Raw genomic sequence first — 24,020 nt, forward strand, 5'->3', positions numbered from 1 at the left:
CCTGGTAGCTCCTATTCCGCCCCGGCGTACGCATGTGGCGGTCAAGCACTTCGGCCTCAGGCACCCCAGGCTTCTGCAGCGAAGTCACGAAGCAGCGCGGCGAACCTCGACCGACCGTCCGCGTGCCCGGAAACGGCAACGCCAATGCCGATCGCAGCAGGCGCTCCAAATCGCGCGGGCAACTGGATTGCGATGACGAGGTCGTCCTGGGCACTCAGATCGCGACAAACCGCGAAGCGATCGACGCGGTGCATTCGCAGCTCGTTGACAAGATCCTCCACATTGACCGCATGTGCAGCATCGCCGACGGCGTTCCCGTGCCGGAGAATGCCACGTACGTCATTCTCGTTCTCTGCTAGAAGCAGCATCCTGCCCAGGGCGTCGCCGCCAATCGGCAACTTCATGCCGGGACTCAGGCGATTCGTCCTTGGCTCGGCCGACGGCCAGGAGACATGCACATATTGAACGTGCACCCCATTGCGGACGCCAAGCCGGACATTTGCATTGGCCTCGATGCTCAACGCATCCAACGCCTGCAGCAGGCCGCTGCCCTGGAGAAACGTGTCGTGGACCCAGTTGCTCAACAGCACGGAGCGGACGCTCGGTAGGTATTTCCGCGTCTTGCGATCGCGCGCTATGAAACCTGCACCGCTCATGGCCTGTAGCAGCACGGACGAACTTGACTGGGGGATTTCGAGCGCGCAGGCGATTTCCGAGACCGACAGCGGGCGGCGGAGAGCAGCAAAGAGTTCAATGATTTCGAGCGGGCGCGTCGCCGATCTCAGGATGCTGCGGTTTGGCCGGGCTGGCAGGCGGCCGGCGTGATGACGATCGCATCCGGCCGCGCTCACTTCGGCGTCAGCTGCTTCATTCAGCATCCCGGTTCGTCCAGAGAAAATTTCGGTAATGCGATGCCATCGGCGATGCGGTCGAACACCACATGGACGCGCGCACCAATCCTGAGGTTCGCCTGCCCGCCGACCAAATTGCTGACGACCAGCGGGCCTTCGTCAAGCCGCACCAGACATGTACGGTAGGGCAAGTCTGCCTCAAAGCCGTCCCAATAGGCGCGATGGAAATCCGCCCAGGACTGCAGCGTGCCTTTTCCGCTCGCCGGTTTCCAGGTCTGGCGGTCATTCAGGCACCGAGGGCAGACCGGCGCTTCGGGAACATGAGCGTCGCCGCACGCATCGCAGGTCTGCAGCGCGTAAATTGACTTGAGCGCATAGTCCCAGAACGGCCTGTTCAAGGGCGTAATCTTGGGCAACGGCTTTGCCTCTACGGATTTCTCGGAAGCGGAAGCGCCATACGCCATGTCAGCCGTCACGCCCGCGTATAAACGATCGTGCGCGTGCATGGTGTTGCTTGCACGTACGTCACGACTTCACAGTCCTCAACCTGCCGATCGCCGCATTCGCCACGCAGTTGGCGCACCGCCTCGACGTTGAGGGCCCAGCCCTGCATATACGAATTGGACAGATGGCCGCCGTCCGTGTTGGTCGGCAGCCGGCCGCCAAGTTTCAACGCTCCGCCCTCGACGAACCGGCCGCCTTCGCCGCGCGGGGAGAAGCCAAGGCCTTCGAGGCTGAACAGCACGGTCGGACTGAAATTGTCGTAACACATCAATGCATCGACATCGGCGGGCTCGACGCCGGCCATGGCGAACGCCTCATCGCCCGATGCCGAGACCTGATCGTGCCAGAAGTCGATGTGAAAATTCTCTATGGACGAGTTTCGATAGGCCTCGCGCCCCGAAAATCCGCTGATCCGAACCGGCGGCTTGGCGAGATCAGCGGCACGCTCGCTTGTCGTGAGGATCAGGCAGACGGCGCCATCGTTGATCAGGCAATAATCGAATAGGCGCAGCGGGGCGACGATCGGACGGGAATTCTCATGGTCGTCGATAGTCATTGCCTCCTTCATCACCGCGCCGGGATTGAGTTGCGCATGGCTGCGGAAGGCCACGGAAACTTCAGCGAGTTGCCGCGTCGTCGTACCGTAAAGCTCCATGTGGCGACGGAACATCATGGCGTGGGCGCCGCCGGGCGAGGTGAACCCCCAAGGGTCCCAATGGCCCGGCATTTCACCTCCGCCGTAGAAGACGCGGCGAGATCGGCCGATGTTGGCGTAAAGCAGCGCGACATATTTCGCCTGGCCGCTCGTCAAGGCGATCGTTGCCTCGATGAGGCCGATGCCCGACATGCGACCATGCCCCGGTAGGGTGATCGTCCAACGCGGATCAAGTCCCAGGACTTCGCCCATCCGGTAGTAGCTCGGAATACGACATGTAAGCAGGCCGTCGACCGCGCCCTTGTCCAGTCCGCAATCTGCAACCGCGTTGCGAAACGCCTCAGCCGCCAGGCCATACTCGTCCATGTCGGGAAAGTTGCCGTACGCCGTCGTGCCGACGCCCACCACCGATACTTTGTCTCGAAGCCCAGAAAAGCCTTGCATCGTCCCCTCCGTAATGGATGATGCATTTTATTTTATCTTGGTCAAGAGGTTCGGAACCATTTCAGAGGCCGCGTGACCCGACATAAATCGAGTAAAGAGACGAGGCAGCGGCTATGAACAGGCGATTGCGCTTGGGCCGCCAAACGTCAGGTTTGTGACGGGTTTCCGGGACCGCAATCTTACCGATTAATTCCCCCTCGGGCTGATGCAGTGAACACCATCAGCCGCGCTTGTCCAGATATTGCCATCGAGGTCCACGCGGAACCCGTTAGGCACCCCGGCATCGATCACGGCGAATGTCCGGCGGTTGCCAAGCCCACCATCGGCCGCTACGTCAAAAGCTAGGATCTCATGTGCGCCACCCAGGCGTGTGCGTCGCGCCTGAGTCGGCAACGAAAGGATTTTCTCGGTGGGCGGGAAGGCCAGGCCATTGGGGCTTGTCCAGTTTGTCCGTGGCGATCGCCAGCTTGCCATCGAGGGGATCAAGGCGGAAAACGCAGCGGCGCCCGAGCTCGCTGGAGGCGCGGTTTCCTGTGTAATCGCTGAGAGTTCCATAATCCGGGTCGGTAAACCAGATCGAATCATCCGAGCGTACGACGATGTCGTTTGGCGAGTTGAGCCGCTTTCCCTCGTAGCTATCGGCGAGAACGGTCTGCCTGCCCGTCAAGTTCGGTGCGGACGACGCGACGATTGCCGCTCTCGCAGGTGAGCAGACGCCCTTGGCGGTCCCGGGTGTTGCCATTGGCGTTGCCGGACGGATGGCGAAAGACGACCGGTGGCTGCCCTTTGGCGACAGTAATATTTGCTCTGCCGGAACGTCGCTAAGAAGGAGAATCTCGATCCGCAAAACAGACCGGACCTTCCGCCCACATCATGCCGGTGTGAAGACGCTCCAATGGCGCATTGGCCACGACATAGCGCCGGAAGCCTTAAAAATTCAGGATCGAAATTTCTTCTGCACTTTTTCCACCACCCAAGGTGAATTGGTTTGACCCCCGCAATTTCTAATTGACAGGCGCCGCTTCTCAATGCCTAATTTTATATAATGCATTATCTTGCCGAGCAAACTCCATAAATGTGGTTGCTCAACATCAACGCTGAGACGGTCCAAACACCCTTCATGACAGCTGCAAGAGTTGAACCCCGGTCGACCGCTCTGGCGTCCGACACCGCCCCCGGAATGCTGTCTGGCCTTCGAGTGATCGAGGTGGCGGACGAGACGGCGGAGTATTGCGGCCTGCTGCTTGCAGGACTCGGCGCCGAGGTGATCAAGATCGAATCAGCAGACGGCAGCCCGACGAGGCGCATCGCCCCGTTCTGTTCTGAGGAGCCCGACCCCGAAAAGTCTCTCTATTTCTGGGCATACAACCGCGGCAAGAAATCCGCCGTCGCCGATCTGGATACCGCAGGCGGTCGCGAGATGTTGGTCCAGCTCCTGGGTACTGCCGACATCCTGCTGGATGCTAGCTGCGGCATGTTGAATGAACAGCTTGGGCTGACCCGCGAAGCCTTTGCGGCGCGGTACCCCTCGCTCGTCATCGCCCGCATGACGCCTTTCGGCGATGACGGCCCTTGGAGTACCTTCAAGGGGTCGGACCTGGTTCATCTGGCGCTCGGCGGCGTCATGATGAATTGCGGCTACGATCCGGATCCATCGGAACAGTACGACCTACCGCCTATCGCACCGCAAATCTGGCATGCCTACCATATTGCCGGTGAGCAACTCATGATTGGCATTCTTGCCGCTCTGATCGAGCGGACCACCTCGGGTCTCGGTCAGGATATCTCCTGTGCCATCCATGAGGCGGTGGCCAAGAGCACCGAGATCGATCTGATGTCATGGGTGATGCGCCGAGCGCCGCTCCATCGTCTGACATGCCGTCATGCCCTGGAGGCAGTGTCGCGTGTCCCCAACATCAGTCACACCAAAGATGGTCGCTGGTACATGACCTGGGGTGTTGGCGCCCGTGACAAGGCCAATCTCGTGCCGTTCCTCGAGCGTTTCGACATGGCTGCGGACCTCGAGGCGCCCACAGCCGATGCGGACTTTAACGCACGCAGCGTCCCGGGCTCGTCGAAGATGGACGACGCCACCTCGCACACGCTGGAAGTGGTTCAGCGTTTCGTCCGCGCCCACACATATGACGCGACGCCCTGGCAAGAAGCTCAGGCCGCGGGATTGCTCTGGGCACCGGTGCGCAAGCCGCATGAGAATGCACAAGACGAGCATTGGCTGAAGCGCGGCGCCATCACCAAGGTCGATCACCCTGAACTTGGGCGCAGCTTCCATTATGCCACAAGCAAATGGCTGAGTTCGGAAACACGATGGCAGGCCGGCAAGCGCGCGCCGCTGCGCGGTGAGCATACGGACGAAGTGAGCAACACCTCAAGGCAGGCATCGCCAAAGGTAGCGGCAGAGGCGACCCTGAAACCGGCGCTCTCAGCACGCAATCGTCCCTTTCCTTTGCAGAACGTCCGCATCTTTGACTTCTCATGGTTCCTTGCTTCGGCGGGCGGAACGCGCTTTGCTGCTGCGCTTGGCGCCGAGTGCATCAAGGTCGAATGGAAGGAAAACCCAGACACACGCCTCGCCGCAATGGCACCCGTTGGCGGCCGCACGGCGCGCGAGGCCGCGACCGGCCCACTGCCGGGCGTCAGCGATCCCGACATGGGCGGCCAGTTCAACAATAAGAACACGGGCAAGCGCGGGCTCTCGCTCAATATCCGCCACCCGAAAGGTATCGATATCGCCAAGCGGCTGATCGCAATATCCGACGTCGTCGCCGAAGGCTTCTCTCCGGGCGTCCTCGATCGGTTAGGCCTGGGGTATGACGTCCTGCGCAGCATCCGTCCCGATATCATCTACGTCCAGCAGTCCGGCATGGGCAGTTACGGCACCTATGGCCGACTGCGCACCGTTGGGCCTATCGCTGCCTCGTTTGCTGGGATGAACGAGATGTCCGGTCTTGCCGAACCGGCGATGCCTGCCGGGTGGGGCTATTCCTATCTCGACTGGATGGGGGCCTATGGCTTCGCCCAATCGCTCCTCGGTGCGCTGTACTACCGCTCGGTCACCGGCAAGGGTCAGCATATCGATGCGTCCCAATGCGAAGCGGGCATCTTCCTTGCCAGCCAGGCCATCCTTGATTGGTCGGCAAACGGGCGAGTGTGGCAGCGTACCGGCAACCGCTCCCCTTATGGCAATGCCGCGCCGCATGGCGCCTATCGTTGCCAGGGGGCGGATCGCTGGATCGCGATCTCGTGCTGCGACCAGCGGTCATGGGCGGCGCTCGCCCATGCCGCGGGCCATCCTGAATGGCTAACCGATCCACGCTTCGCCAATATTGCGGCTCGTCTTGTCAACCAGGATGCACTGGACAAGGTGGTTGGAACGTGGACCGAGGGCGTTGAGGCCTATGACTGCATGAGCCGCTTGCAGGCAGCTGGCGTGGCCGCTGGCGTATGCCAGACGGCGGAGGATCGCTGCGATCACGATCCGCAGTTGCGGAGGCTGGAGTGGCTGACTGAAGTGCCTGGGACAAGGATCGGGACGTGGCCCGTGGCCGAAGTGCCGTTCAAACTTGGCCGCACACCCGCGCATGCAGGCGGATTGATCAACCGCGGAGCGCCTTGTTACGGCGAAGACAACGAATATGTCCTCGGTGAACTCCTCGGCCACTCAACAGCACAGATCCGCTCGTTCAAGCACGAGGGCGTTATTTGACCTCGGCAAGAATCCCAGGCGGATCAAGCCAAACAACCAGATGGATAACAATCAGATGACCAGCAAGCAGCGAAACAGCGTCGCCGACGGTACAGCGGCACGTGAACGCGTCGGTACGCGCTACCGTGATCCCGCTCTCGCCGAAGAATTGTCCCACGTCACTTGGAACAGCACGCTGGATGTGATGCTGTCGCACCGGTCGGTGCGCTACTACCTCGACCAGCCCCTTCCCGCAAATACCCTTGAGCTCGTCGTGGCGGCCGCACAGTCGGCGGCTTCAACTTCCAACCTCCAAGCTTGGAGCGTCATTGCGGTCGAGGACAAGGATCGCAAGGCGCGGCTGGCCGGCTACGCCGCGGACCAGAAGCACATCCATGACGCGCCGCTGCTGCTCGTTTTCGTCGCCGATCTGGCTCGCCTGCGTGCGATCAGCGATGAGCGGGGACATGCCGGTGTCGCACTCGATTACATCGAGGCATTCATCTTTGCCATCGCGGACGCCGCGTTCGCAGCGCAGAATGCCGCTGTTGCAATCGAGTCGCTCGGCCTCGGCTGCTGCTACATAGGCGCGATGCGTAACGACCCTCAGGCCGTCGCCAACGAACTGGGACTGCCCGACGAATCGATGGTCGTGTTCGGCATGACAGTCGGCCGCCCCGATCCGGCGGTGGCAACAGACGTCAAGCCGCGCCTGCCGCAAGGCATAATCCTCCACCGCGAGCGGTATACCCAAATCGACCCGGAGCTTATGGCGGCCTACGAGGCACGCATGCGGGAATTCCAGGCCGAACAGAACATGCGCAACATCGACTGGACTGAACAGACCGCAGCGCGGATAAAGGACGTTGCTGCACTGACCGGCAGGCACGTGCTCATGGACTTCCTGAAGGCGCGGGGATTTGGGCTCAAATAGCTGCGGTTGCGCGCGCCAATGTTGACTGAGAGACAGGGGCTGCGACTTCGTCAGGCTTGCGAACCGCCGGCCCTGTCACGTCGCCGAGATTCTCGGCAACTCAAACGCGTCTGTCGTGCGGACATAGGTGTTTCCTTGTGCCCTGGCGACAAGGCGCAATTTTTGTGTATCGACATGGAAGCGAACCGGGTCGATCAGCATGTCGTCGCGTATATGCATCATCTGGACCGTTCCCAGGATGAGCGAGCGCGATACCCCGAGAGGAACAATGCTGTGCAGCACGCACTCCATGGAGACGGGGCTCTCGGCAATTCGCGGCGCGGCGATCGTCACTGAAGCTTCCTCTGCAAGCCCGGACCGCGAAAACTCATCGATTTCCGGCGCAAACTCGGCGGCGGTTATGTTCATCTGGTCCAGCCGATCCTCGTCGACCAGATTGACGACGAATTGGCCCGACATCCGGATATTGCGTCCTGTGTCCTTGTTGTCGCCTGCAGACCGGTCGACGATGCTGAAACCGACGACAGGGGGATCCTCGCTGAAGACATTGAAGAACGAGAATGGCGCTGCATTGCGCACCCCGTCCGACGCGACGGTCGTGACCCATGCGATCGGCCGTGGCGTGATCGTCGAGGATAGAAGTTTGTGCCGGTCAAGCGGCTTCAGCTCGGAGAAGTCGAACTGCATTGTCGTGGGGACCTCCGATGATTTGGCGGGGCAGACCAGTTTGGCTGGCGCCACGCCTTTCTAGCACCGGCAAAATCGATTGTTTGCTCTATATCGGAACGCGCGCATCGCGCTTAGCGAGGCTGGTGCGTCAACGCATTGAAAGCATCTTCACCGCGGCTGCCGCTGCGCCAAAGCCATTGTCGATGTTGACCACCACAACTCCCGGCGAGCAACTCGCGAGCGCTGCGTTGAGCGCCACATATCCGCCGGCGGCCACGCCGTAGCCGACAGATGTCGGTACAGCGATCAACGGCGCCGCGATCAGCCCGGCGAGCACGCTGAAGAGCGCGCCTTCCATGCCGGCGACAGCGATAACAACCCGAAACATCCGGATTTCGTCGAGCCTTTCAGTAAGCCGCCACAATCCGGCGACACCGACATCGGCGACGATAGGCGCGTCATGCCCGTTGAAGCAGAGCGCTCGGGCGGCTTCCCGTGCGACCGACATATCCGACGTGCCCGCCGCCACGATGCCCACACCTGTGCTTGCAACGGGCATGGACCCGCCCAGCACCGCAGTGCGCGACAGTGGATCATAATCAAGTGCACTGCGAATGGCGAAATCGAGCGCCAGAAAATGGCTTTCGTCGAGACGCGTGAACAACAGCCGCTCTCCTTTCTCGGAAGCAGCGACGATGATGGCGGCCACCTGGGTCGGGCTCTTATGCTCACATAGCACCGCCTCCGGCACTCCGGTGCGCCTGCTGCGTTGCCAGTCGAGTTGAAAGTCGTTCATGGGCGCATGAACATCGCGCCGCGGCTGTAGGGCCGGGCGCCCACGAAGACGCGTCCTGCCTCGGCGCAAAGCCGCTGCGTGATCTCGACCAGCAGATGCTTCTGCGCGGACACGCCGTCGCCGAGTTCCAGAACCACGCCTGACCGCGTAATCCGGCAGCGCAACGTAACGCCACTGGCGGCAATGTCAGCCAGATGCCGCTCGGCCTTCTCGATGAATGCGAGGTCGCGGGCATCGATCGCTATTCCCGTCTCGACGCGGCTTGCCAGGCATGGCTGGGCGGGCAATTCGGCGACAGAGCCCAGGCCAAGCTCGCGAGAAAGCGCGCGAATGTCGGCCTTGGCCATTTCCGCTTCGATGAGGGGATGTACCACCTGGCGCTCGGCGGCAGCCAGCAGCCCGGGACGATAGTCGCCGAGATCATCGAGATTGGCACCCGACGCGATCACATGCGGCGTCAGTGTGCGTATCCGATCGTAGAGATTGGTCTTGCAGAAATAGCAGCGGTTCGAGGGATTGTCCCGATAGCGTGAATCCTCGAACTCGCCAGTTCCGATGACGAGGGTCGTCCAGCCTTCGGTATCTGACAGACCCCGCACGCGTGCCGTCGCCTCTTCCGGAACGGCTGGTGAGGCGGCATGGATTACCGTCACCGCAAGGCCCGGCTTGCGATGTGCGAAGGCTGCCAGCGTCACTGAATCCACGCCGCCGCTGACAGCAATGGCGAGCTGTTCGAAACGGTCAAGAACGCGGTCAAGACGCTGTGCCGGCGCAATGTCATTCATCGTCGGTCGTCTCGGCCTGCCACTTCATGGCGCGGCGCTCGGCAAGGCTTCCGCCTCGAAGGGCATCGCTTTCCACCTTGCGTGTGATGCCCGATGGCCGGAGGACCGCCTTGACGGCAAGTCCGGCAGCCTTGAAGTTTTCCCGGAAGAGGACCAGCCGGCGTTCCTCCCGCAGGCGCAAGCCGATTGTCGATGTCTCGGCAAAACACCGGGCCGTCACCTGATCGGCCAGTTCCGGTCTCGCCAGAAGCCGGAACGACGAGGCGGGACGCCCCTTCTTGCCGAGGCGCTGCCCCACGGAGAGATCCAACACGCCGTCCGTTGCCCTGAGGCGATCGCAGGCGACGCCCATCTCTTCGCCGGTCATGTCGTCGATTTCGAATTCGATGACACTGATGGTGTCGCTCGGACTTGAGACTTCGTTCTCTAGGACGAGAACGCGAAGAATGTTCGGCATCCCGGGCAGGTGCCGCGTCCCCGCGCCTGTTCCGGACGACACAAGCCGGCCAGACGTGCCGTCAGCACCAGGCGCTGTGAGATGTTTAAGGATCGCCGCGCCGGTCGGCGTCACGCGCTCGCCTGATATCCCGTCGTCGCGCCATTCGAAACCGGTCAGGATCGCGGCCGTGGCAGGCGCGGGAACGGGCAGCAGCCCGTGGGCGGTGTGCACAAGGCCACCGCCTCGCGGCAGAGCCGAGACACTCCACACCGTCTTGTCGAGCGCCGCTGCGATGCTGCCGGCGCAGACGACGTCAACCAGGGAGTCCCAGTCGGCGATCTCGTGAAAATGTACCCTTTCGACCGGCACGCGATGGATGGCCGCCTCCGCCTCGGCAATGATCGTCAGTATCGCAATGGCCCTGGCAGCCGTTCCATCGTGGAGATCCGCGGCCTTGATGCGTGCCACCATGTCAGCAAAACTACCTGCATGCGCTTCATCAGGAATCTGGTTGCGATCGTGATGGTGATGGTGGCCATCATCATCACCATATGCGTTCGCATGGGCGTGTGGCGCTGCAGCCGACATCGCGCGCTTCGCGACCAGACCGAAGCGCCGCACGCGCATCGACAGGCTCTCGCCTTCCTCGAAGGCAATGCCACCGGTTTCAACCGGAAGCACTGCAGCGCCGTCGGCAAGTACGCGCTCTCGCAGGTCAGGCAGCGCGTCGAGCATTGCCGCGACGAACATGTCGCCGGCGATGCCGCCGACTGCATCGAGGTGGACGCGTCTCACAGTCCTGCCCGCCGATAGATCGGAATGACGTATGGTCCCTCCGGGATGATGGCAACGGCGGGGTCGCCATGGCGTTCAAGACTGGCCGCGATTGCGTCGTTTACCGAGGGGACCAGTTCAACTCCGGTGATGCGGCGTTCCTCGCGATCTAGCCCGGTCGTGTAGAGCTGGATCTTGCCCACCCGCATCGGCTTCAGCTGCATCTCCGTCTGCCATTCATCGATGTCGGCAAGCGTCTTCGCCGTAAGCGTGGCAAGGAATGGCTCGGGTCCCATCTCCACCAAGCGCGCTTGCGCCTGGCGGAATTCGTGGCTGCCCAAGCCCTCCGAACATTCCGAGGCGATGATCAGCGTCCCGCCCGGGTCGAGAATGTCGATCGGCGTCACCATACCCTTGATCGTCTGGTAGTAGGTCTTGTCGAGGGGATAGCCTGCAGACGACGTCACCACGGTCTTGAACCGGCGCGGCACGTCGATCATCGTCGTGTCGGCGATGAAATCGACCGCAGCCAGATGGCTGGCTATGATCTCGCCAAAGGTCACGCAAACCAGATCGCGATCTTCATCGAGCACGGTATTCAACGCATAGATTTCGCCAACCTTGCGTACGATCTGCAACTGTTCCTCATGGAGCGGGTTGCCGACCAGATTGCACTGGACTGACAGCGGGTCTTCCATGAAACGCGCCGAGTGGAAGGTGCGGATGGTTTCGTGGCCGGCAACGCCGGGGGCGACAACCTTTCGACCACCGGACCAGCCTGCCATGAAATGGGGCTCGACCAGGCCTGTAGCGATACGGAGGTCCGCATCCGCGAAAAGCCGATTGATCCGGATCGGTGTCCCACGCGTCTGCGTATGTCCCAGATCGACGTGGTCGTGTTCGTTGCGTGCGAAATGATTGGTGACGCGGACGGTCTTCAGAACCCAAGGATCGCCGACCAGTTCCTCCAGTTCCACACCCTCGTTCGGACGATGAAGGCCGGTGGCAACGAGCACATCGATCCTGTCCGCGGGAATGCCGCCTTTGATCATTGTCTCGATCATGACGCGTAGGAATAGCCGGTTCGGCACCGGGCGCGTGATGTCGCAGATAAGGATGCAGGCGCTCCGACGCCCGACCACCAGACGGGCTAAAGGCTCGGAGCCAATCGGATTCGCGAAGGCGGATGCAATTGCTGAAGAGGCGTCGAAGAGTTTTGGCAACAACGCCTTCCGGATTACTGTCGGCTCCGCGCCTTGCGGCAATGCCAGCTTCAGCAATCCACGACCGAAGGCAAGTTCGAAAGGACCGCCATGTTTCATCTGCCGTCCCTCGGCTCTCACGATCCGCCGTCCGTCGCTACGGCCCGGCACCTATGATGTTCGGCGGCTGATCCAGCCCTCTTCGGCCACGTGACGTCGCTCGAACATGTCTGGCTTGCCTTCGAGTACCGCTGGTCAGTCAACCGAAGTAAGTCTCGGTTTGGAGACCTGTCGTCGCAATCGGCGATGCGGACGCGACCGACTTGCCGCGAGAGCAGCAGGTCATAGCGGCCGGTCAGGCAAATTCCGCCTCCCCGCCAACCTTCTGCTTGCGGATCGCCTCGACAACTGCTTCACCCATGGCCCTCGTGCCGATCTTCCTGCAGCCGGGTTGATAGATGTCTGCGGTCCGATACCCCTCGCGCAGCACTGACCGTACGGCCTGCTCGATACGCGAAGCGTGCTGGTCGCGGCCAAACGACTGCCGGAGCATCATGGCAACCGAAAGGATTGCGGCCAGTGGGTTCGCCAAGTCCTTGCCAGCGATGTCCGGCGCGGTGCCATGGACCGGTTCGTATAGGCCCTTGTTGTGATCGCCGAGGGAGGCCGACGGCAGCATTCCGATTGAGCCGGCCAACATGGCCGCCGCATCGGAGAGGATATCGCCGAAGACATTGCCCGTCACGACAACATCGAATTGCTTGGGATTTCGGATCAAGGCCATGGACGCCGCGTCAATGTAGAGATGCGTCAATTCCACATTGGGATACTGCTTGCTGACTTCGATAACGACCTCGCGCCACAGCGCCATCGTTTCAAGGACGTTTGCCTTGTCAACCGAACACAGTTTCTTACGTCGTTTCGCGGCGGCCTGGAAGCCCGCATGCGCTATGCGCTCGATCTCGGCATCGGTATAACGCATCGTGTTGATGCCGACACGCGCGCCAGTCTCGTCACGAGAGACACCACGCGGCTGGCCGAAATAGAGATCGCCGGTCAGTTCACGCAAGATGATCAGGTCGACCCCCGTGACAATTTCGGGCTTGAGTGTGGAGGCGTCCACAAGCTCGGGATAAAGCACGACCGGGCGGAAGTTAGCATAGAGACCGAGGGCCTTGCGCAGCTTGAGCAGGCCGTAACCGGCCCCCTCGCTCGGCGCTCGCCTCTCATCCTCAGGAACGCCGGTTCCGCCAAGCAGAATGGCATCAGCTTTGCGTGAGATGTCGAGGGTATCAGGCGGCAGGGCATCGCCGAAGCGCTCCAGCCCCTCACCTCCGATTACGGCTTCTGTGAGTTCGAGCGGGAGTTCACTACCGATGACCGCGTGCAGCGCCCTTACTGCCTCCGCGGTCACTTCCTTACCGATCCCGTCTCCTGGGAGCACTACTATCTTCAAGGCCTTGCCTTTCGAAATTGAGTTGAAGAGGCGGGCGCATTCGCTCGGCCCTCTCTGCGGCAGGACTTATATGGGCCGACCCGGACCCTTCGAAGTCGTCCTTTGGAAAGCTCGCATCGTCGGACGCGACGCACCGGTTAGCCGGCGGACCAGCCTCTCAACTGTTGGTAAGGTGCTTCAACAGCAGCTTCACGGGTGGTGGCAGGCCCTGACTGTCCTGAACGCAGATGTTCCACTGCCTGACTGCCCAAGGCTCGTCGAGCGCGATTGCCGCAAGCATGCCACCCGTTACATAACGGGCGGCACATCCCGCCGGCACGAGGCCGACGCCCATCTGCGCCTCTACCATTGTCGACACCGTCTCGAACCCGTTGACCCGGATTGGCATTTTCAACGGTTTGCTCAGCTCAGCCGCAGCGCGAATGACGAGCATATCCAGAAAACTTCCCCTGCTTGGCCCGATCAGGTCATAATCCGGGAGGTCGGCGAACTTGACGGAAGTTTGCGAGCTTAGCGGGTGGTCCCTGTGAGCCAGCACCACGAGGCGGTCGCTGCGATAGGGGATGTATTTCAAACCGCGACGGGGCACGACGCCACCGAAGACGCCGATATCCGCAGCGTTCTCGGCCACCGCGTCCACGGCCTGCTGGCTGGTGCCCTCCTCCAGATCGATTCGAATGGCCGAATGCGTCCCCAGAAAGTTGCTCAGATCCGACGGCAGATGCTGGATGATCGTCGAAACACTCGCAAAAATGCGGACCTGCCCGCTGACGCCACTGGCGTGATGGGCAAGCTCAATCTCCATCTGCTTCAAGTCGCGGAGCACGACGCGCGCATGGTGGAGCAGCGCCTGCGCTGCCGCGGTCAGCTCCAGTCCCTTCGAGCTGCGATGAAACAAAGGCGTACTGAGGCGTATCTCGAGATCGGAAATCCGCTTGCTCACCGCCGATGCCGCGATGTGCTCGCGATCGGCCGCCTTGGCGATACTCTGCTCTTCGCAAACGGCGACAAACAGCTGAAGCGAAAGAAGGTCAAAACGCAATGTAGCTCCCCCTCTCCGGCATATTCCATCCATGCCAGGCCTGCGAAACACGCAGCCAGTCACTGCTAATAGCTGTTGACCGCACGGATGCAACTGTCGCAAGGGCATCATCGCGGATCGCGAAGCAGCCATTCCAAACGAAGTCTTTTGCGAAAGGCCATCGCAGTCGATACGTTCTGGCACGCGCTTGTCGCGAAATCGCCACCGGTTCCCCCGTGGAACATGCTTCAATCAATAATTCAATCAGAGTGCGTCTTCGACCATGAATCGATATGATCTTGAGCAGCGCGTAGCGATTGTCACGGGCGGAGCGCAGGGCATCGGGTTCGCAGTCAGCGAGCGGATGCTGGCATCCGGTGCCAGGATAGCGATCTGGGATCGCGATGGCGCTACGTTGCAAAAGGCTCTCAATCAGCTTGGACGAACCCGCGACGTGCTTGGGATTGAGACTGACATTGGCGACCTCGCGTCGGTGGAAGCGGGCTTTGCACACACGCTGGAACGGTTTGGCAAGATCGACATACTGATCAACAATGCGGCGTTGGTCGGGCCGAACATGCCGACCTGGGAATATCCACCCGAGGCCTTCGCACAGGTCCTGAGTGTGGGATTGATAGGGACTTTCAACTGCTGCCGCGCCATCGTCCCTCATATGCGGGAGCTTAACTACGGGCGCATCGTCAACCTCAGCTCCATTGCCGGCAAGGAGGGCAACCCCAACGCGGTCGCCTACAGCTCCATGAAGGCAGCCGTGATCGCCTTGACGAAGTCACTGGGCAAGGAACTCGCAGGGCAGAACATCGCAGTCAACTGCGTCACTCCGGCGGTTGCCAAGACGCCTGGGGCAATGGAGCAGTCACCGCAACACATCGAGTACATGCTTGCCAAGATTCCGCGCGGCCGCATGCTCGAACTTGGCGAAGCCGCCTCCATGATCTGCTGGCTAGCGTCAGAGGAGAATTCCTTTACCACCGGCGCGGTGTTCGATCTTTCCGGCGGCAGGGCAACCTACTGACCGTAGCGCCCGTCAAATTCCGCGGCGCACGTGGCGGCGCACCGATCCAACAAGGAGACTGCTGATGCCTTCCTACATATTCGAAAACGCGCGGATCGTTGACGGCTCCAATGAGGACGGCGAGCACGACCGTTTCGTCCGCGTCAGCGGCAATGTTATCGACGAGGTTTCAGACAAGCCGATCCGGGATAGCAACGCGCATCGCTTCGATCTGCGCGGGAAGACTTTGATGCCGGGCCTGATCGATTGCCATGTGCACATCAATTCCGGAGTTGCCGATCCGGCCGAAAACTCGTTTCTGCCAAACGAACTCGTCGCCTATCATTCGGTGCGGATATTGAAGGGCATGCTCAATCGCGGTTTCACCACCGTGCGCGACCTCGGCGGCGCTACTGTGGCTCAGGTCCATGCGATAGAGCAGGGTCTTATCGAAGGTCCTCGCCTGGTCATTTGCGGCAAGGCCATGGTGCAGACCGGCGGCCATTCGGACTATCGGACGCGCTACGACATGATCAGTGGCGACCGTCAACTCGACCAACTCGGCTCGGTAGGACGCATCGTTGACGGCGTCGACGACTGCCGCCGTGCCGCTCGCGACGAGGTTCGCAAGGGCGCCAGATTCATCAAGGTGATGGCCAATGGCGGCGCGGCATCCTCCCATTTTCCTCGGCCATATCTCGGCTATTCGATGGATGAGCTGCGCGCGTTCCAGGACGAAGCCGACAAGGCCAAGATGTATGTGTCGGTGCACACCCACACCGACGAGGCCGTCGCACGTGCACTCGAATGCGGTATTCATTCGATCGAACACGCGACACTTATTACCCCTCAAACCGCTGCCACCGCTGCGAAGCAAGGTGCGATCGTCACGCCGACGATCGCCGCCTATGAAGCGCAGATCCGCGAGGCCGATGCGCTGAAGCTGGATCCCGGCTTTGTGGAACGCCTGAAATGGGTGCGCGCAAGAGGTCCCGAATCGCTGGAGACGATGCGGGCAGCCGGCGTCAAGCTGGCTTACGGCACCGACGTGTTGGGCTCGATGCACAGCTATCAGTCCGAAGAGTTCCTGATCCGCGCGGAGGCGCTGCCGGCGATCGAGGTGATCAAATCGGCAACCCTTACCGCCGCCGAACTCGTCCGTATGGAAGGCAAGGTCGGCACGATCGCGGCAGGCGCCTTTGCCGACCTCCTCGTGGTCGACAAGGATCCCGTGAAGGATCTGTCTGCGCTGGGCAGTCAAGGCCGCTACATGTCCGCCATCATGAAGGATGGTGCATTCGTGAAGAACCAGCTCGCAGCCTAGGCTCACGCTGGGACCAATCACGCCGCCATCCTTTTGCCAGTCTTGAGATGTCCGCTCCGGGGGCGGACCGGCTGTGTCACTTGGATATCGACAAGTCTTCCGCGTTCACGCCTTACATCGTGGAATGCGACGAGGTCCATCCCATCGAAGGCTCTGAGCGCGCGTCCAGCCAACTATCCCAATGCTGAATTCGACCGCCCTGGTGTCCGCGCATCGCTGGAGGTCGCGCATTTGAGCGAAGTTTCAGTAACTGCTGAGTGGAAGGACATAGCTCGTTCGAAGAGGCGACGCCAAAGCTTTGAAGGGCTGCCCTATTTGCTGTTGGCGCCGATCGCCATACTTCTGGTTCTGGTGATCGTTTATCCGCTGGTTGAGGCCGTGCGGTCTGCCATGACGGACGCATCTTTTGCCCAACTGGGCACGCGCCCGCTTCAGCGGTTTTCAGAACTTTATCAAGCCGGTCAACGACCCGACCTCCCTCGAGGAGAGCTGCCTTGCCGGAAAGAGGCAAATCCCTTGTCTGGCTGGTTGTTCCCCTCCCGCCACGCTGTACATGGGAGGTTAGTCCATGGAGGACATTCACCCCTTCTTCGGCGCCAACGCTGCGAGCGGAGTGGCTAGCTCCGGCCAGGCCGCGGTCCGGTGGGTCTGAAGCTGCGGGTCGCTGATCGTATTGTCCCAATCGACCGCGAGGAAGCGTTTGCCGGTTATTTTGTCGCCCTCGCTGGTCAAGAGCGCCAGAATCATCGGAGCCATCATCTCGGGGCGGATAAGCGTCTCGCGATCAAGGCCATCCCTATCGGGAACCATGGCCGTGTCTACCGGCCCGCCAGGCAACACGACGTTGACGGTGATGCCTGATTCATCGAGTTCGCGTGACAGCATCATCGACCATGCTTCGAGAGCCGCCTTTGACGGTCCGTAGGGGGAAAAGCCCGGCCGCATCATGGTCAAGTAGCTCGTGCTGACGTTAATGATGCGGCCCCATTTCTGCGGACGCAGGCGCGGAACGACCTGGCGCGACATGTTGAACGTGCCGCAGACATTGGTCAGCATGAATTTTTTCCACAGTTCTTCGCTGACGTCTTCGATCTGCAAGGGGAGAGTCTCGTAACGTGGGTGCACGGCGTTCATGCCGAGCGCGGCATTGTTGATGAGGACATGCAATCCACCGAAATGCTCTGCAGCAGCATCCACGCCCCGTTTGCAATTCGCCGGATCAGTGATGTCGACCTGCAAGGCAAGGAACTTGTCTTTCCCAACGCGCTGCTCAACCCGGCTCACACCATCCAGATTGATATCCATACCAGCAACACGCACCCCTTCCTTGACAAGCGCTTCAGCAATGGCAAGGCCGATACCTGCACCGGCCCCCGTTATGATCGCAACCTTCCCCTTGAAATCCGAATACGGCATAAATCCTCCCAATTGCGTGGCTTAGTCCGTCGATCGGGAACGTTCCGATGACAACGGGCCAACTAGTCGCCCAGGAGGCGACGCAGTTCTGATAATGATACGACGGCGTTAGCCCCAGTCGCGATTGGGAAGTGATGCATCGTCTCGGACGATGCCACCAGCGCTCATCCTTGGCCACGGCGTCACTTGCCAATCGCGTCGGTCGACCGTCCGCAATTCGGATAGCTCCCATGCAACTCTGTCAAGACCTGCGCGACACCATTTTTGGAAGGACTCAATCGCTGGCTGAGATGTCTGACGCGCCGGTTTTTCCCTCCTACCCGAAGTCACTCCTGAAACGCTTCCTCGCGCTTCGAGCGTATGCTGGGCAACAGCACCAGGACCAACAGTATCGCGGCCAGAACGATCAGCATGAGGCTGCCGGGCCGGGTGAGGAACACGGTCGGGTCGCCACGGGAAAGCACCATTGCCCGCCGCAGGTTCTCCTCCAGCATCGGTCCCAGCACGAAGCCGAGCAGCAGCGGCGCTGGTTCGAAGTCGAGCTTGATCAGGATGTAGCCGACGAGGCCGAACAGGGCCATTGTGTAGATGCTGAACGAGTCGTTGTAGACGCTGTAAGCGCCGATGCAGCAAATCGCAACGATCGCCGGAGCGAGGTAGTGGTACGGCACCATCAGCATCCGCACCCATATGCCAATCAGAGGCAGGTTAAGCAGGACCAGCATCAGATTGCCGACCCACATCGAGGCGATCAGACCCCAGAACAGGGCCGGCTGCTCAGTGGCGACATTCGGGCCAGGTGTAATGCCCTGGATAACCAACGCGCCGATCATCATCGCCATTACCGGGTTAGAGGGGATGCCGAGCGTCAGCATCGGGATGAATGAGGTCTGCGCGCCGGCATTGTTGGCGCTTTCTGGCGCCGCGACCCCTTGAATAGCGCCCTTGCCGAACTGCGACCGGTTTTTCGAGACACGGCTCTCGACCGCATAGGCCGCGAACGATGCCAGGACTGCGCCACCGCCGGGCAAGATCCCAAGCACGGTGCCGATGCCAGTCCCTCGCAAGACCGGGGCTATGACGCCCTTGAGCTCCGCAGCCGTCAACATGAGTTTGCTCACCTTGCGAACAATTACGTTGCGCTTCTGCTCATGCTCGATGTTGAAGATGATCTCGTTGATACCGAATACGCCCATGCTGAGCGCGACGAAATCGAGCCCGTCGGCCAAGCTCGGTATGCCGAACGTGTATCGCAGCGTGCCGCTCTCGACATCGGTCCCGACCAGGCCAAGCAGCAGGCCCAGCACGATCATCGCGAACGCCTTGAGCAGCGAACCTGACGCAAGCGTAACTGATGCAACGAGGCCGAGCACCATCAGGGAGAAATACTCTGCCGGGCCGAACTTCAGCGCAAAGCCGGCCAGCACCGGAGCGAACAGCGCCAGGATGAGCGTTGCGACCGTTCCGGCGAAGAACGAACCCAGTGCCGCCACCGCCAACGCCTGACCCGCCCTGCCCTGCTTGGCCATCTCGTAGCCGTCAATCGCGGTCACGATCGAGCCGGCTTCGCCCGGCAGGTTGATCAGGATGGCGGTGGTGGAGCTTCCGTATTGCGCACCGTAGTAGATGCCGGCCAGCATTATCATCGCCGTGTCGGGCGACAGGCTGAAGGTCAGCGGCAGAAGCATGGCAATTGTTGCCACCGGCCCGAGACCCGGCAAGACCCCGACAGCTGTGCCTAGCAGGCAGCCGACGAAGCAGTACAGCAGGTTCCACGGGTTCAGTGCCGTCTGGAAACCAAGCTCAAGATTGGAAAAGAAGTCCATGAAAAATGTTCTTCAGCTGGTGATTTTCACGGGCTGGGGGAAGCCGAAGGCCACCAGTAGCCGAAAGATAGCCATTGCCCGATGATCGGGATGGGCAATCCGAGCGCATAGACGAAAAGGAAGGCGCAGACGAGAGACAGCACGAGGGCTAGCGTGATGGAGGGGATCCACTTCGTGTAGCTGCTGGCCATGGTCGTCGCCAGAATGCAGAGCGCCAGCGAGATGAACAGGCCGAGCCCTTTGAGGGTTAGGGCGAAGACCATGATCGAGCCCAGGACGAGGACAAGCGCACGCCAAGGGATCGTCAGCGCCTCGCCTGCCCCGCTTTTTGAACGCAATGCGTTAACGATGATGGCAAGCCCCAGAACGACCATCAGCAGGCTCAGAACGATCGGAAAGTAGCCCGGCCCCATTCGCGAAGCGCTGCCGACCGTCAACCCGCGACCGAAGTAAAGGAACGCTGCACCGGTGGCGAGCACCAGCGTCCCACTGATCGCGTCTCTCGGCTTTTCAAGTTGAGATGGCATCGTGAGGACCCGGTGCATAAATCATAGGCCGAAGCAGCAGGAGCCATGGCAGGTCAGAACCTGCCTGGTTCGGGGTGCTTGATGCCGCTTGGCGATATGGGGCGATTGGCGGATTTCGCATCGAAAACTCCAATCCGCGAGCAACGTTCATGCCAGACTTAGGGCGGCCCAAAACGAATGAGCCGCCCGCGACGAACCGTCAATCGGTAATCCGGATGTTCTGCTTTTCGGCGATGGTCTTGAACGTGTCGAGTTGCTTGACCACGAAATCCTTGAACTCAGCGCCGGCAAGCGGCGACGTATACAGGCCAGAGTCAGCCAGACGCTTTGCCACTTCCGGCTTGACCAAGGCGTCGGCGACGGCCTTGCTCAGCTTGTCGGTGACTTCCTTAGGCATGTTCGCGGGACCCATGAGGGCGAACCAGCCCGTGACGGTGGCGTCGCCGAGGCCGGCTTCGGCCAAAGTCGGCACATCCGGCACTACCGGTACGCGCTCGGGAGAGGTCACGGCCAGCAGCTTGATGGTGCCAGTGTTAAGATGGGCGGAGATGTCCTTCACCGTGCCGAACATGCCGTCGATCTGGCCTCCGACGAGGTCGGTCACAGCACCGGCAGCACCTTTGTAGGCGACGTGGGTGATGTCGATGCCTGCCGCCAGGGCCATACGCACACCCTCAATGTGCAGCGAACCGCCAACACCCGAAGAGCCGTAGTTGAACTTGCCGGGATTGGCCTTCGCGTATTCGACGAAATCTTTCATGGCGTTGAGCGGCAGCTTCGTGCTGACAGCGAACACCAGTGGAAACTCGACGACCCGAGAAATGAAGGTCAGGTCGTCTGGGATCTTGTAGGCCACGTCCGGCTTGACGGCCGGCAGTATCGCAATCGCGTCGTTGTTGCCAAACAGAAGCGTATAGCCATCTGGATCCGCGCGCTTGACGGCATCAACGGCGATCGCCGAAGAGGCGCCGGGGCGGTTATTGACGATCACCGGCTGTCCGAGGCTGGTCGACAGTGACTCGGCGAGGACGCGGGCGGCGAAGTCGGTTGCGCCACCGGGGAGGTAGCCGACGATTACTTCGATCGGCTTGTTCGGATAGTCATCAGCCGCCTTGGCGCAGTTGGCGCCAGCGAGCGACAGCAGTACCAGCGACAGCGCTGCCAGCATGGCATGGGCTGATTTTTTGTAGGATCCAATCATTCTTCTCTCCCTTTTTATTGCTTCTTCGAGGCTTCCATCCCGCAGCGAGACTTTGCTAGCGTCACGTCCCAAAGGAACCGTAGACAGCGCACCCGAATTCCTGCCGCCAACTAAAAGCCCACCACCGTTCCTCTTGGCCTCCCGCGGCACTTCGCGACGGCATGGCCGACGGCGCAGTACGGCGACCTTATAAAAAGAAACGGCGCAAAAAGGTGAGTCGTAGATTCTTATGCCGGCATCGCACACTGCGAGGATAAGGCTTCTGCTCGGAGCCAGGTGCCGCGGTATGCTTTACCGATAGACGGCGGAGCGGAGAGAATATGGCAAAGCATGGTAGAGCGAGCCAGGCCCGGTTGCGCAGCCGCAAGCATTACGAATGAGGGTGAGCGAGGAACCGTTCCGCCTCGATGGCGGCCATGCAGCCGAGGCCGGCAGCGGTTACCGCCTGCCGATAGACATCGTCGCTTACATCGCCTGCCGCAAAGACGCCCGGAACGCTGGTGCGCGTCGATCCAGGCTCAACCCAGATGTAGCCACCGGGCTTCTGTCGGAGCTGGTCGCCAAAGACCCGGACGGACGGGCTGTGGCCGATCGCGACGAACAGCCCGTCGGCAGGCAGGTTCTGCACGGCACCCGTTCTGGCATGCCTGAGGCGAATGCCTTCGACGGAGAGCGCCGGTTCTTCGTTGCCTAGAACTTCATCCACTACATGCTCCCAGACGACCTCGATTTTCGTGTCGTTGAACAGTCGTTGCTGCAGGATTTTCTCCGCTCGCAAACTGGCACCACGGTGCACGAGCGTGACCTTAGACGCATATTTGCTGAGGAATAGCGCTTCCTCGGCCGCGGTGTTGCCCCCGCCAACCACCACGACGTGCTTGCGGATGAAGAATATGCCGTCGCATGTAGCGCAAGCGGAGACACCGAAGCCGCGGAAACGCTCTTCCGAAGGCAGGCCAAGCCACCTGGCCTGGGCGCCGGTCGCGATGATGAGCGCCTCGGTCTCGTAGCGCTTGCCGGACGACGTAATTACCCTGAACGGCCGCTCGCTGAGATCGGCGGTTTCGACATGGTCAGTGACGATAGTCGCCCCGCAGTGTTCCGCCTGTTTCTGCATCTGCTCCATGAGCCATGGGCCCTGGACGATGTCGGGGAATCCCGGATAGTTCTCGACATCCGTGGTTACCGTCAGCTGTCCACCAGGTTGCGGCCCACAGATCAGCACGGGATTGCACAGCGCGCGTGCCGCATAGATGGCGGCGGTGTAGCCCGCCGGCCCCGACCCGATAATGATGACCCGTGTGCTCATTCGTTCGCCCAGGATTGCTGGTGGGTTTGCCCGGCTCGACGGTATTGCCCGCCCGCCTCGGTTATCCGCTGCCTCGCGCCCGCTCCGAAAAGCAGCGGTCCGACGTAGCCATCAGCTGGCATGGCGGGAGAGGCCGTCGTTGGCAACCGGGGCGGCGCTATTCCCAGAGGGCGACCGGCATCGGCAGACCGTCATAGAGTTTCGCGTCGACAGTCTTGGAGAGAGGAATATCAAAGCCTTCGAGTACCGCCTGCAACTGGCGCGTATGCTGCGCCGAGTGCCAGGTCTGGCGCTCAAGTACCTCCCAGCCCGAACGCACGCCATAATAAGTCCGGACGGTCCATAGGCAGGCGCGGTCCTGCAAGCCATCCCACCAGCCCGTCAGGGTCGCGATCGATGCGTCGGCAAAAGCAAGGATGTCGGCATTGTTCTTCATGTCATCAGGCGCGGGAAGATTGACGTAGTGCGCCCAATCCTCGAATTCTCCCGCGACGTTGCGGACGAACACGTCAGGTATCTGGAAGATGTGATAGGCAAGGCCAAGGACCGTTCGCTCCAGGCGGTTCGGAATGGGATGGTGGCCGAGCTTGTCCACCGGAATCTCCACGATCAGTGATCTCGCTACCGCGAGAAATTCCTGCCAGCGCCGATGGAGCTCTTCAGGCGGCAGTCGCTCGACGCCGTCTCGCTTCCTGCCGACGAACTCGGCGACCTGGTCGAGCGACTGGGCGAAGGTGAACTTCTCGCCGCGCGATACGACAGGCAAAGACTTCGCGCCGAGCTTGGCGAGGTCGGCTGCGCCTTGCTCGTTCTCGAGCAGGTTCACGGATTCGAACGGCACGCCGAGACTGGTCAGGAACTCCTTCGTCTTGACGCAGGCCGAGCATCCAGGCACCCAGAAAACCCTGATCGGATCGGTGTACATGTATAAATCTCCTGCTCTTGAACCGAGAATCTTGAAATCCTTCGACTTGCGTGCGGCGCGGCGGACCACGCGATCCCAGTCGGGATCAGCCGGCAAACTGTAGCGTCCCCGGATTGTCTAAAGCGTCGTGGGCAGCAACTGAAGACGCCATTCGGGAAGGGGGGCATCGTGATCGGCGATGTGCCGGGCCGCGGCATCGTCGGGCACGATGCTTTCCTTCCCGTTTGCGACTTTCGATCATGGA

Annotated in this window: 20 protein-coding genes and 1 pseudogene; 4 read left to right on the forward strand and 17 right to left on the reverse strand. The window is 61.0% G+C overall.

Translation table 11 applies throughout. The features are described from left to right. Positions 1-56: 56 nt before the first annotated feature. From FJ867_RS17610 to FJ867_RS29375, 4 genes and pseudogenes are all read right to left on the reverse strand, one after another. Positions 57-878, reverse strand: a complete 822-nt coding sequence (locus FJ867_RS17610; protein WP_140818047.1) for a helix-turn-helix domain-containing protein — start codon at positions 876-878, stop codon at positions 57-59. Then, a complete protein-coding gene (locus tag FJ867_RS17615; RefSeq protein WP_206517131.1) occupies positions 872-1,357 on the reverse strand; it encodes an OB-fold domain-containing protein in 486 nt (161 codons plus the stop codon). The genes FJ867_RS17610 and FJ867_RS17615 overlap by 7 nt, the downstream gene beginning before the upstream one ends. Next, positions 1,324-2,454 carry a thiolase family protein gene (locus tag FJ867_RS17620; RefSeq protein WP_140818049.1) on the reverse strand — a complete coding sequence of 377 codons (1,131 nt, stop codon included), beginning with the start codon at positions 2,452-2,454 and terminating at the stop codon, positions 1,324-1,326. The genes FJ867_RS17615 and FJ867_RS17620 overlap by 34 nt, the downstream gene beginning before the upstream one ends. A gap of 61 nt (positions 2,455-2,515) precedes the next feature. Next, a pseudogene (locus tag FJ867_RS29375) lies at positions 2,516-3,365 on the reverse strand (SMP-30/gluconolactonase/LRE family protein). Between the two features lie 164 nt (positions 3,366-3,529). Here FJ867_RS29375 and FJ867_RS17630 point away from each other — a divergent pair. Beyond that, positions 3,530-6,178: a CoA transferase gene (locus FJ867_RS17630; RefSeq protein WP_210242312.1), complete on the forward strand. Its 2,649-nt coding sequence runs from the start codon at positions 3,530-3,532 to the stop codon at positions 6,176-6,178. 55 nt (positions 6,179-6,233) lie between these two features. Beyond that, complete coding sequence (locus FJ867_RS17635; RefSeq protein ID WP_140818050.1) at positions 6,234-7,091, forward strand: nitroreductase family protein; 858 nt, start codon at positions 6,234-6,236, stop codon at positions 7,089-7,091. A gap of 75 nt (positions 7,092-7,166) precedes the next feature. Here the strand turns inward: FJ867_RS17635 and FJ867_RS17640 are convergent, their stop codons facing one another. From FJ867_RS17640 to FJ867_RS17670, 7 genes are all read right to left on the reverse strand, one after another. Further along, positions 7,167-7,778: a flavin reductase family protein gene (locus FJ867_RS17640; RefSeq protein ID WP_024504897.1), complete on the reverse strand. Its 612-nt coding sequence runs from the start codon at positions 7,776-7,778 to the stop codon at positions 7,167-7,169. 130 nt (positions 7,779-7,908) lie between these two features. Further along, entirely contained in the window at positions 7,909-8,556 is a 648-nt protein-coding gene (larB, locus tag FJ867_RS17645; RefSeq protein WP_127269186.1) for a nickel pincer cofactor biosynthesis protein LarB, read from the reverse strand. Continuing rightward, positions 8,553-9,341: a potassium ABC transporter ATPase gene (locus tag FJ867_RS17650; RefSeq protein WP_024504896.1), complete on the reverse strand. Its 789-nt coding sequence runs from the start codon at positions 9,339-9,341 to the stop codon at positions 8,553-8,555. Before FJ867_RS17650 ends, larB begins: the two co-directional genes overlap by 4 nt. Further along, positions 9,334-10,575 carry a LarC family nickel insertion protein gene (locus tag FJ867_RS17655; RefSeq protein ID WP_281405952.1) on the reverse strand — a complete coding sequence of 414 codons (1,242 nt, stop codon included), beginning with the start codon at positions 10,573-10,575 and terminating at the stop codon, positions 9,334-9,336. Before FJ867_RS17655 ends, FJ867_RS17650 begins: the two co-directional genes overlap by 8 nt. After that, positions 10,572-11,834: a nickel-dependent lactate racemase gene (larA, locus tag FJ867_RS17660; protein ID WP_246675078.1), complete on the reverse strand. Its 1,263-nt coding sequence runs from the start codon at positions 11,832-11,834 to the stop codon at positions 10,572-10,574. The genes FJ867_RS17655 and larA overlap by 4 nt, the downstream gene beginning before the upstream one ends. Before the next feature lie 277 nt (positions 11,835-12,111). Further along, positions 12,112-13,230, reverse strand: a complete 1,119-nt coding sequence (gene leuB / locus FJ867_RS17665; protein WP_348641410.1) for a 3-isopropylmalate dehydrogenase — start codon at positions 13,228-13,230, stop codon at positions 12,112-12,114. Positions 13,231-13,369: 139 nt separating this feature from the next. Then, a complete protein-coding gene (locus tag FJ867_RS17670) occupies positions 13,370-14,254 on the reverse strand; it encodes a LysR family transcriptional regulator (RefSeq protein ID WP_032899521.1) in 885 nt (294 codons plus the stop codon). 262 nt (positions 14,255-14,516) lie between these two features. Here FJ867_RS17670 and FJ867_RS17675 point away from each other — a divergent pair, with 262 nt between their 5' ends. Both FJ867_RS17675 and FJ867_RS17680 read left to right on the forward strand, forming a co-directional pair. Beyond that, positions 14,517-15,269, forward strand: a complete 753-nt coding sequence (locus FJ867_RS17675; protein ID WP_140818055.1) for an SDR family NAD(P)-dependent oxidoreductase — start codon at positions 14,517-14,519, stop codon at positions 15,267-15,269. 64 nt (positions 15,270-15,333) lie between these two features. After that, positions 15,334-16,572 carry an amidohydrolase family protein gene (locus FJ867_RS17680; RefSeq protein ID WP_024504890.1) on the forward strand — a complete coding sequence of 413 codons (1,239 nt, stop codon included), beginning with the start codon at positions 15,334-15,336 and terminating at the stop codon, positions 16,570-16,572. Between the two features lie 579 nt (positions 16,573-17,151). Here FJ867_RS17680 and FJ867_RS17685 read toward each other — a convergent pair. From FJ867_RS17685 to FJ867_RS17710, 6 genes are all read right to left on the reverse strand, one after another. Beyond that, positions 17,152-17,988: an SDR family oxidoreductase gene (locus FJ867_RS17685; protein WP_140818057.1), complete on the reverse strand. Its 837-nt coding sequence runs from the start codon at positions 17,986-17,988 to the stop codon at positions 17,152-17,154. 326 nt (positions 17,989-18,314) lie between these two features. Continuing rightward, entirely contained in the window at positions 18,315-19,814 is a 1,500-nt protein-coding gene (locus FJ867_RS17690) for a tripartite tricarboxylate transporter permease (protein WP_140818059.1), read from the reverse strand. A gap of 26 nt (positions 19,815-19,840) precedes the next feature. Beyond that, positions 19,841-20,359 (reverse strand): tripartite tricarboxylate transporter TctB family protein, encoded by a 519-nt coding sequence (locus tag FJ867_RS17695; protein ID WP_140818061.1) that lies wholly within the window; start codon positions 20,357-20,359, stop codon positions 19,841-19,843. 181 nt (positions 20,360-20,540) lie between these two features. Then, positions 20,541-21,542 (reverse strand): tripartite tricarboxylate transporter substrate binding protein, encoded by a 1,002-nt coding sequence (locus FJ867_RS17700; protein WP_140818063.1) that lies wholly within the window; start codon positions 21,540-21,542, stop codon positions 20,541-20,543. 370 nt (positions 21,543-21,912) lie between these two features. Next, entirely contained in the window at positions 21,913-22,851 is a 939-nt protein-coding gene (trxB, locus tag FJ867_RS17705) for a thioredoxin-disulfide reductase (RefSeq protein WP_032899518.1), read from the reverse strand. A gap of 157 nt (positions 22,852-23,008) precedes the next feature. After that, positions 23,009-23,776, reverse strand: a complete 768-nt coding sequence (locus FJ867_RS17710; RefSeq protein WP_024504884.1) for a glutaredoxin domain-containing protein — start codon at positions 23,774-23,776, stop codon at positions 23,009-23,011. Positions 23,777-24,020: the final 244 nt, after the last annotated feature.

The sequence above is a fragment of the Mesorhizobium sp. B2-5-3 genome (assembly GCF_006441005.1).
GTDB lineage: Bacteria > Pseudomonadota > Alphaproteobacteria > Rhizobiales > Rhizobiaceae > Mesorhizobium.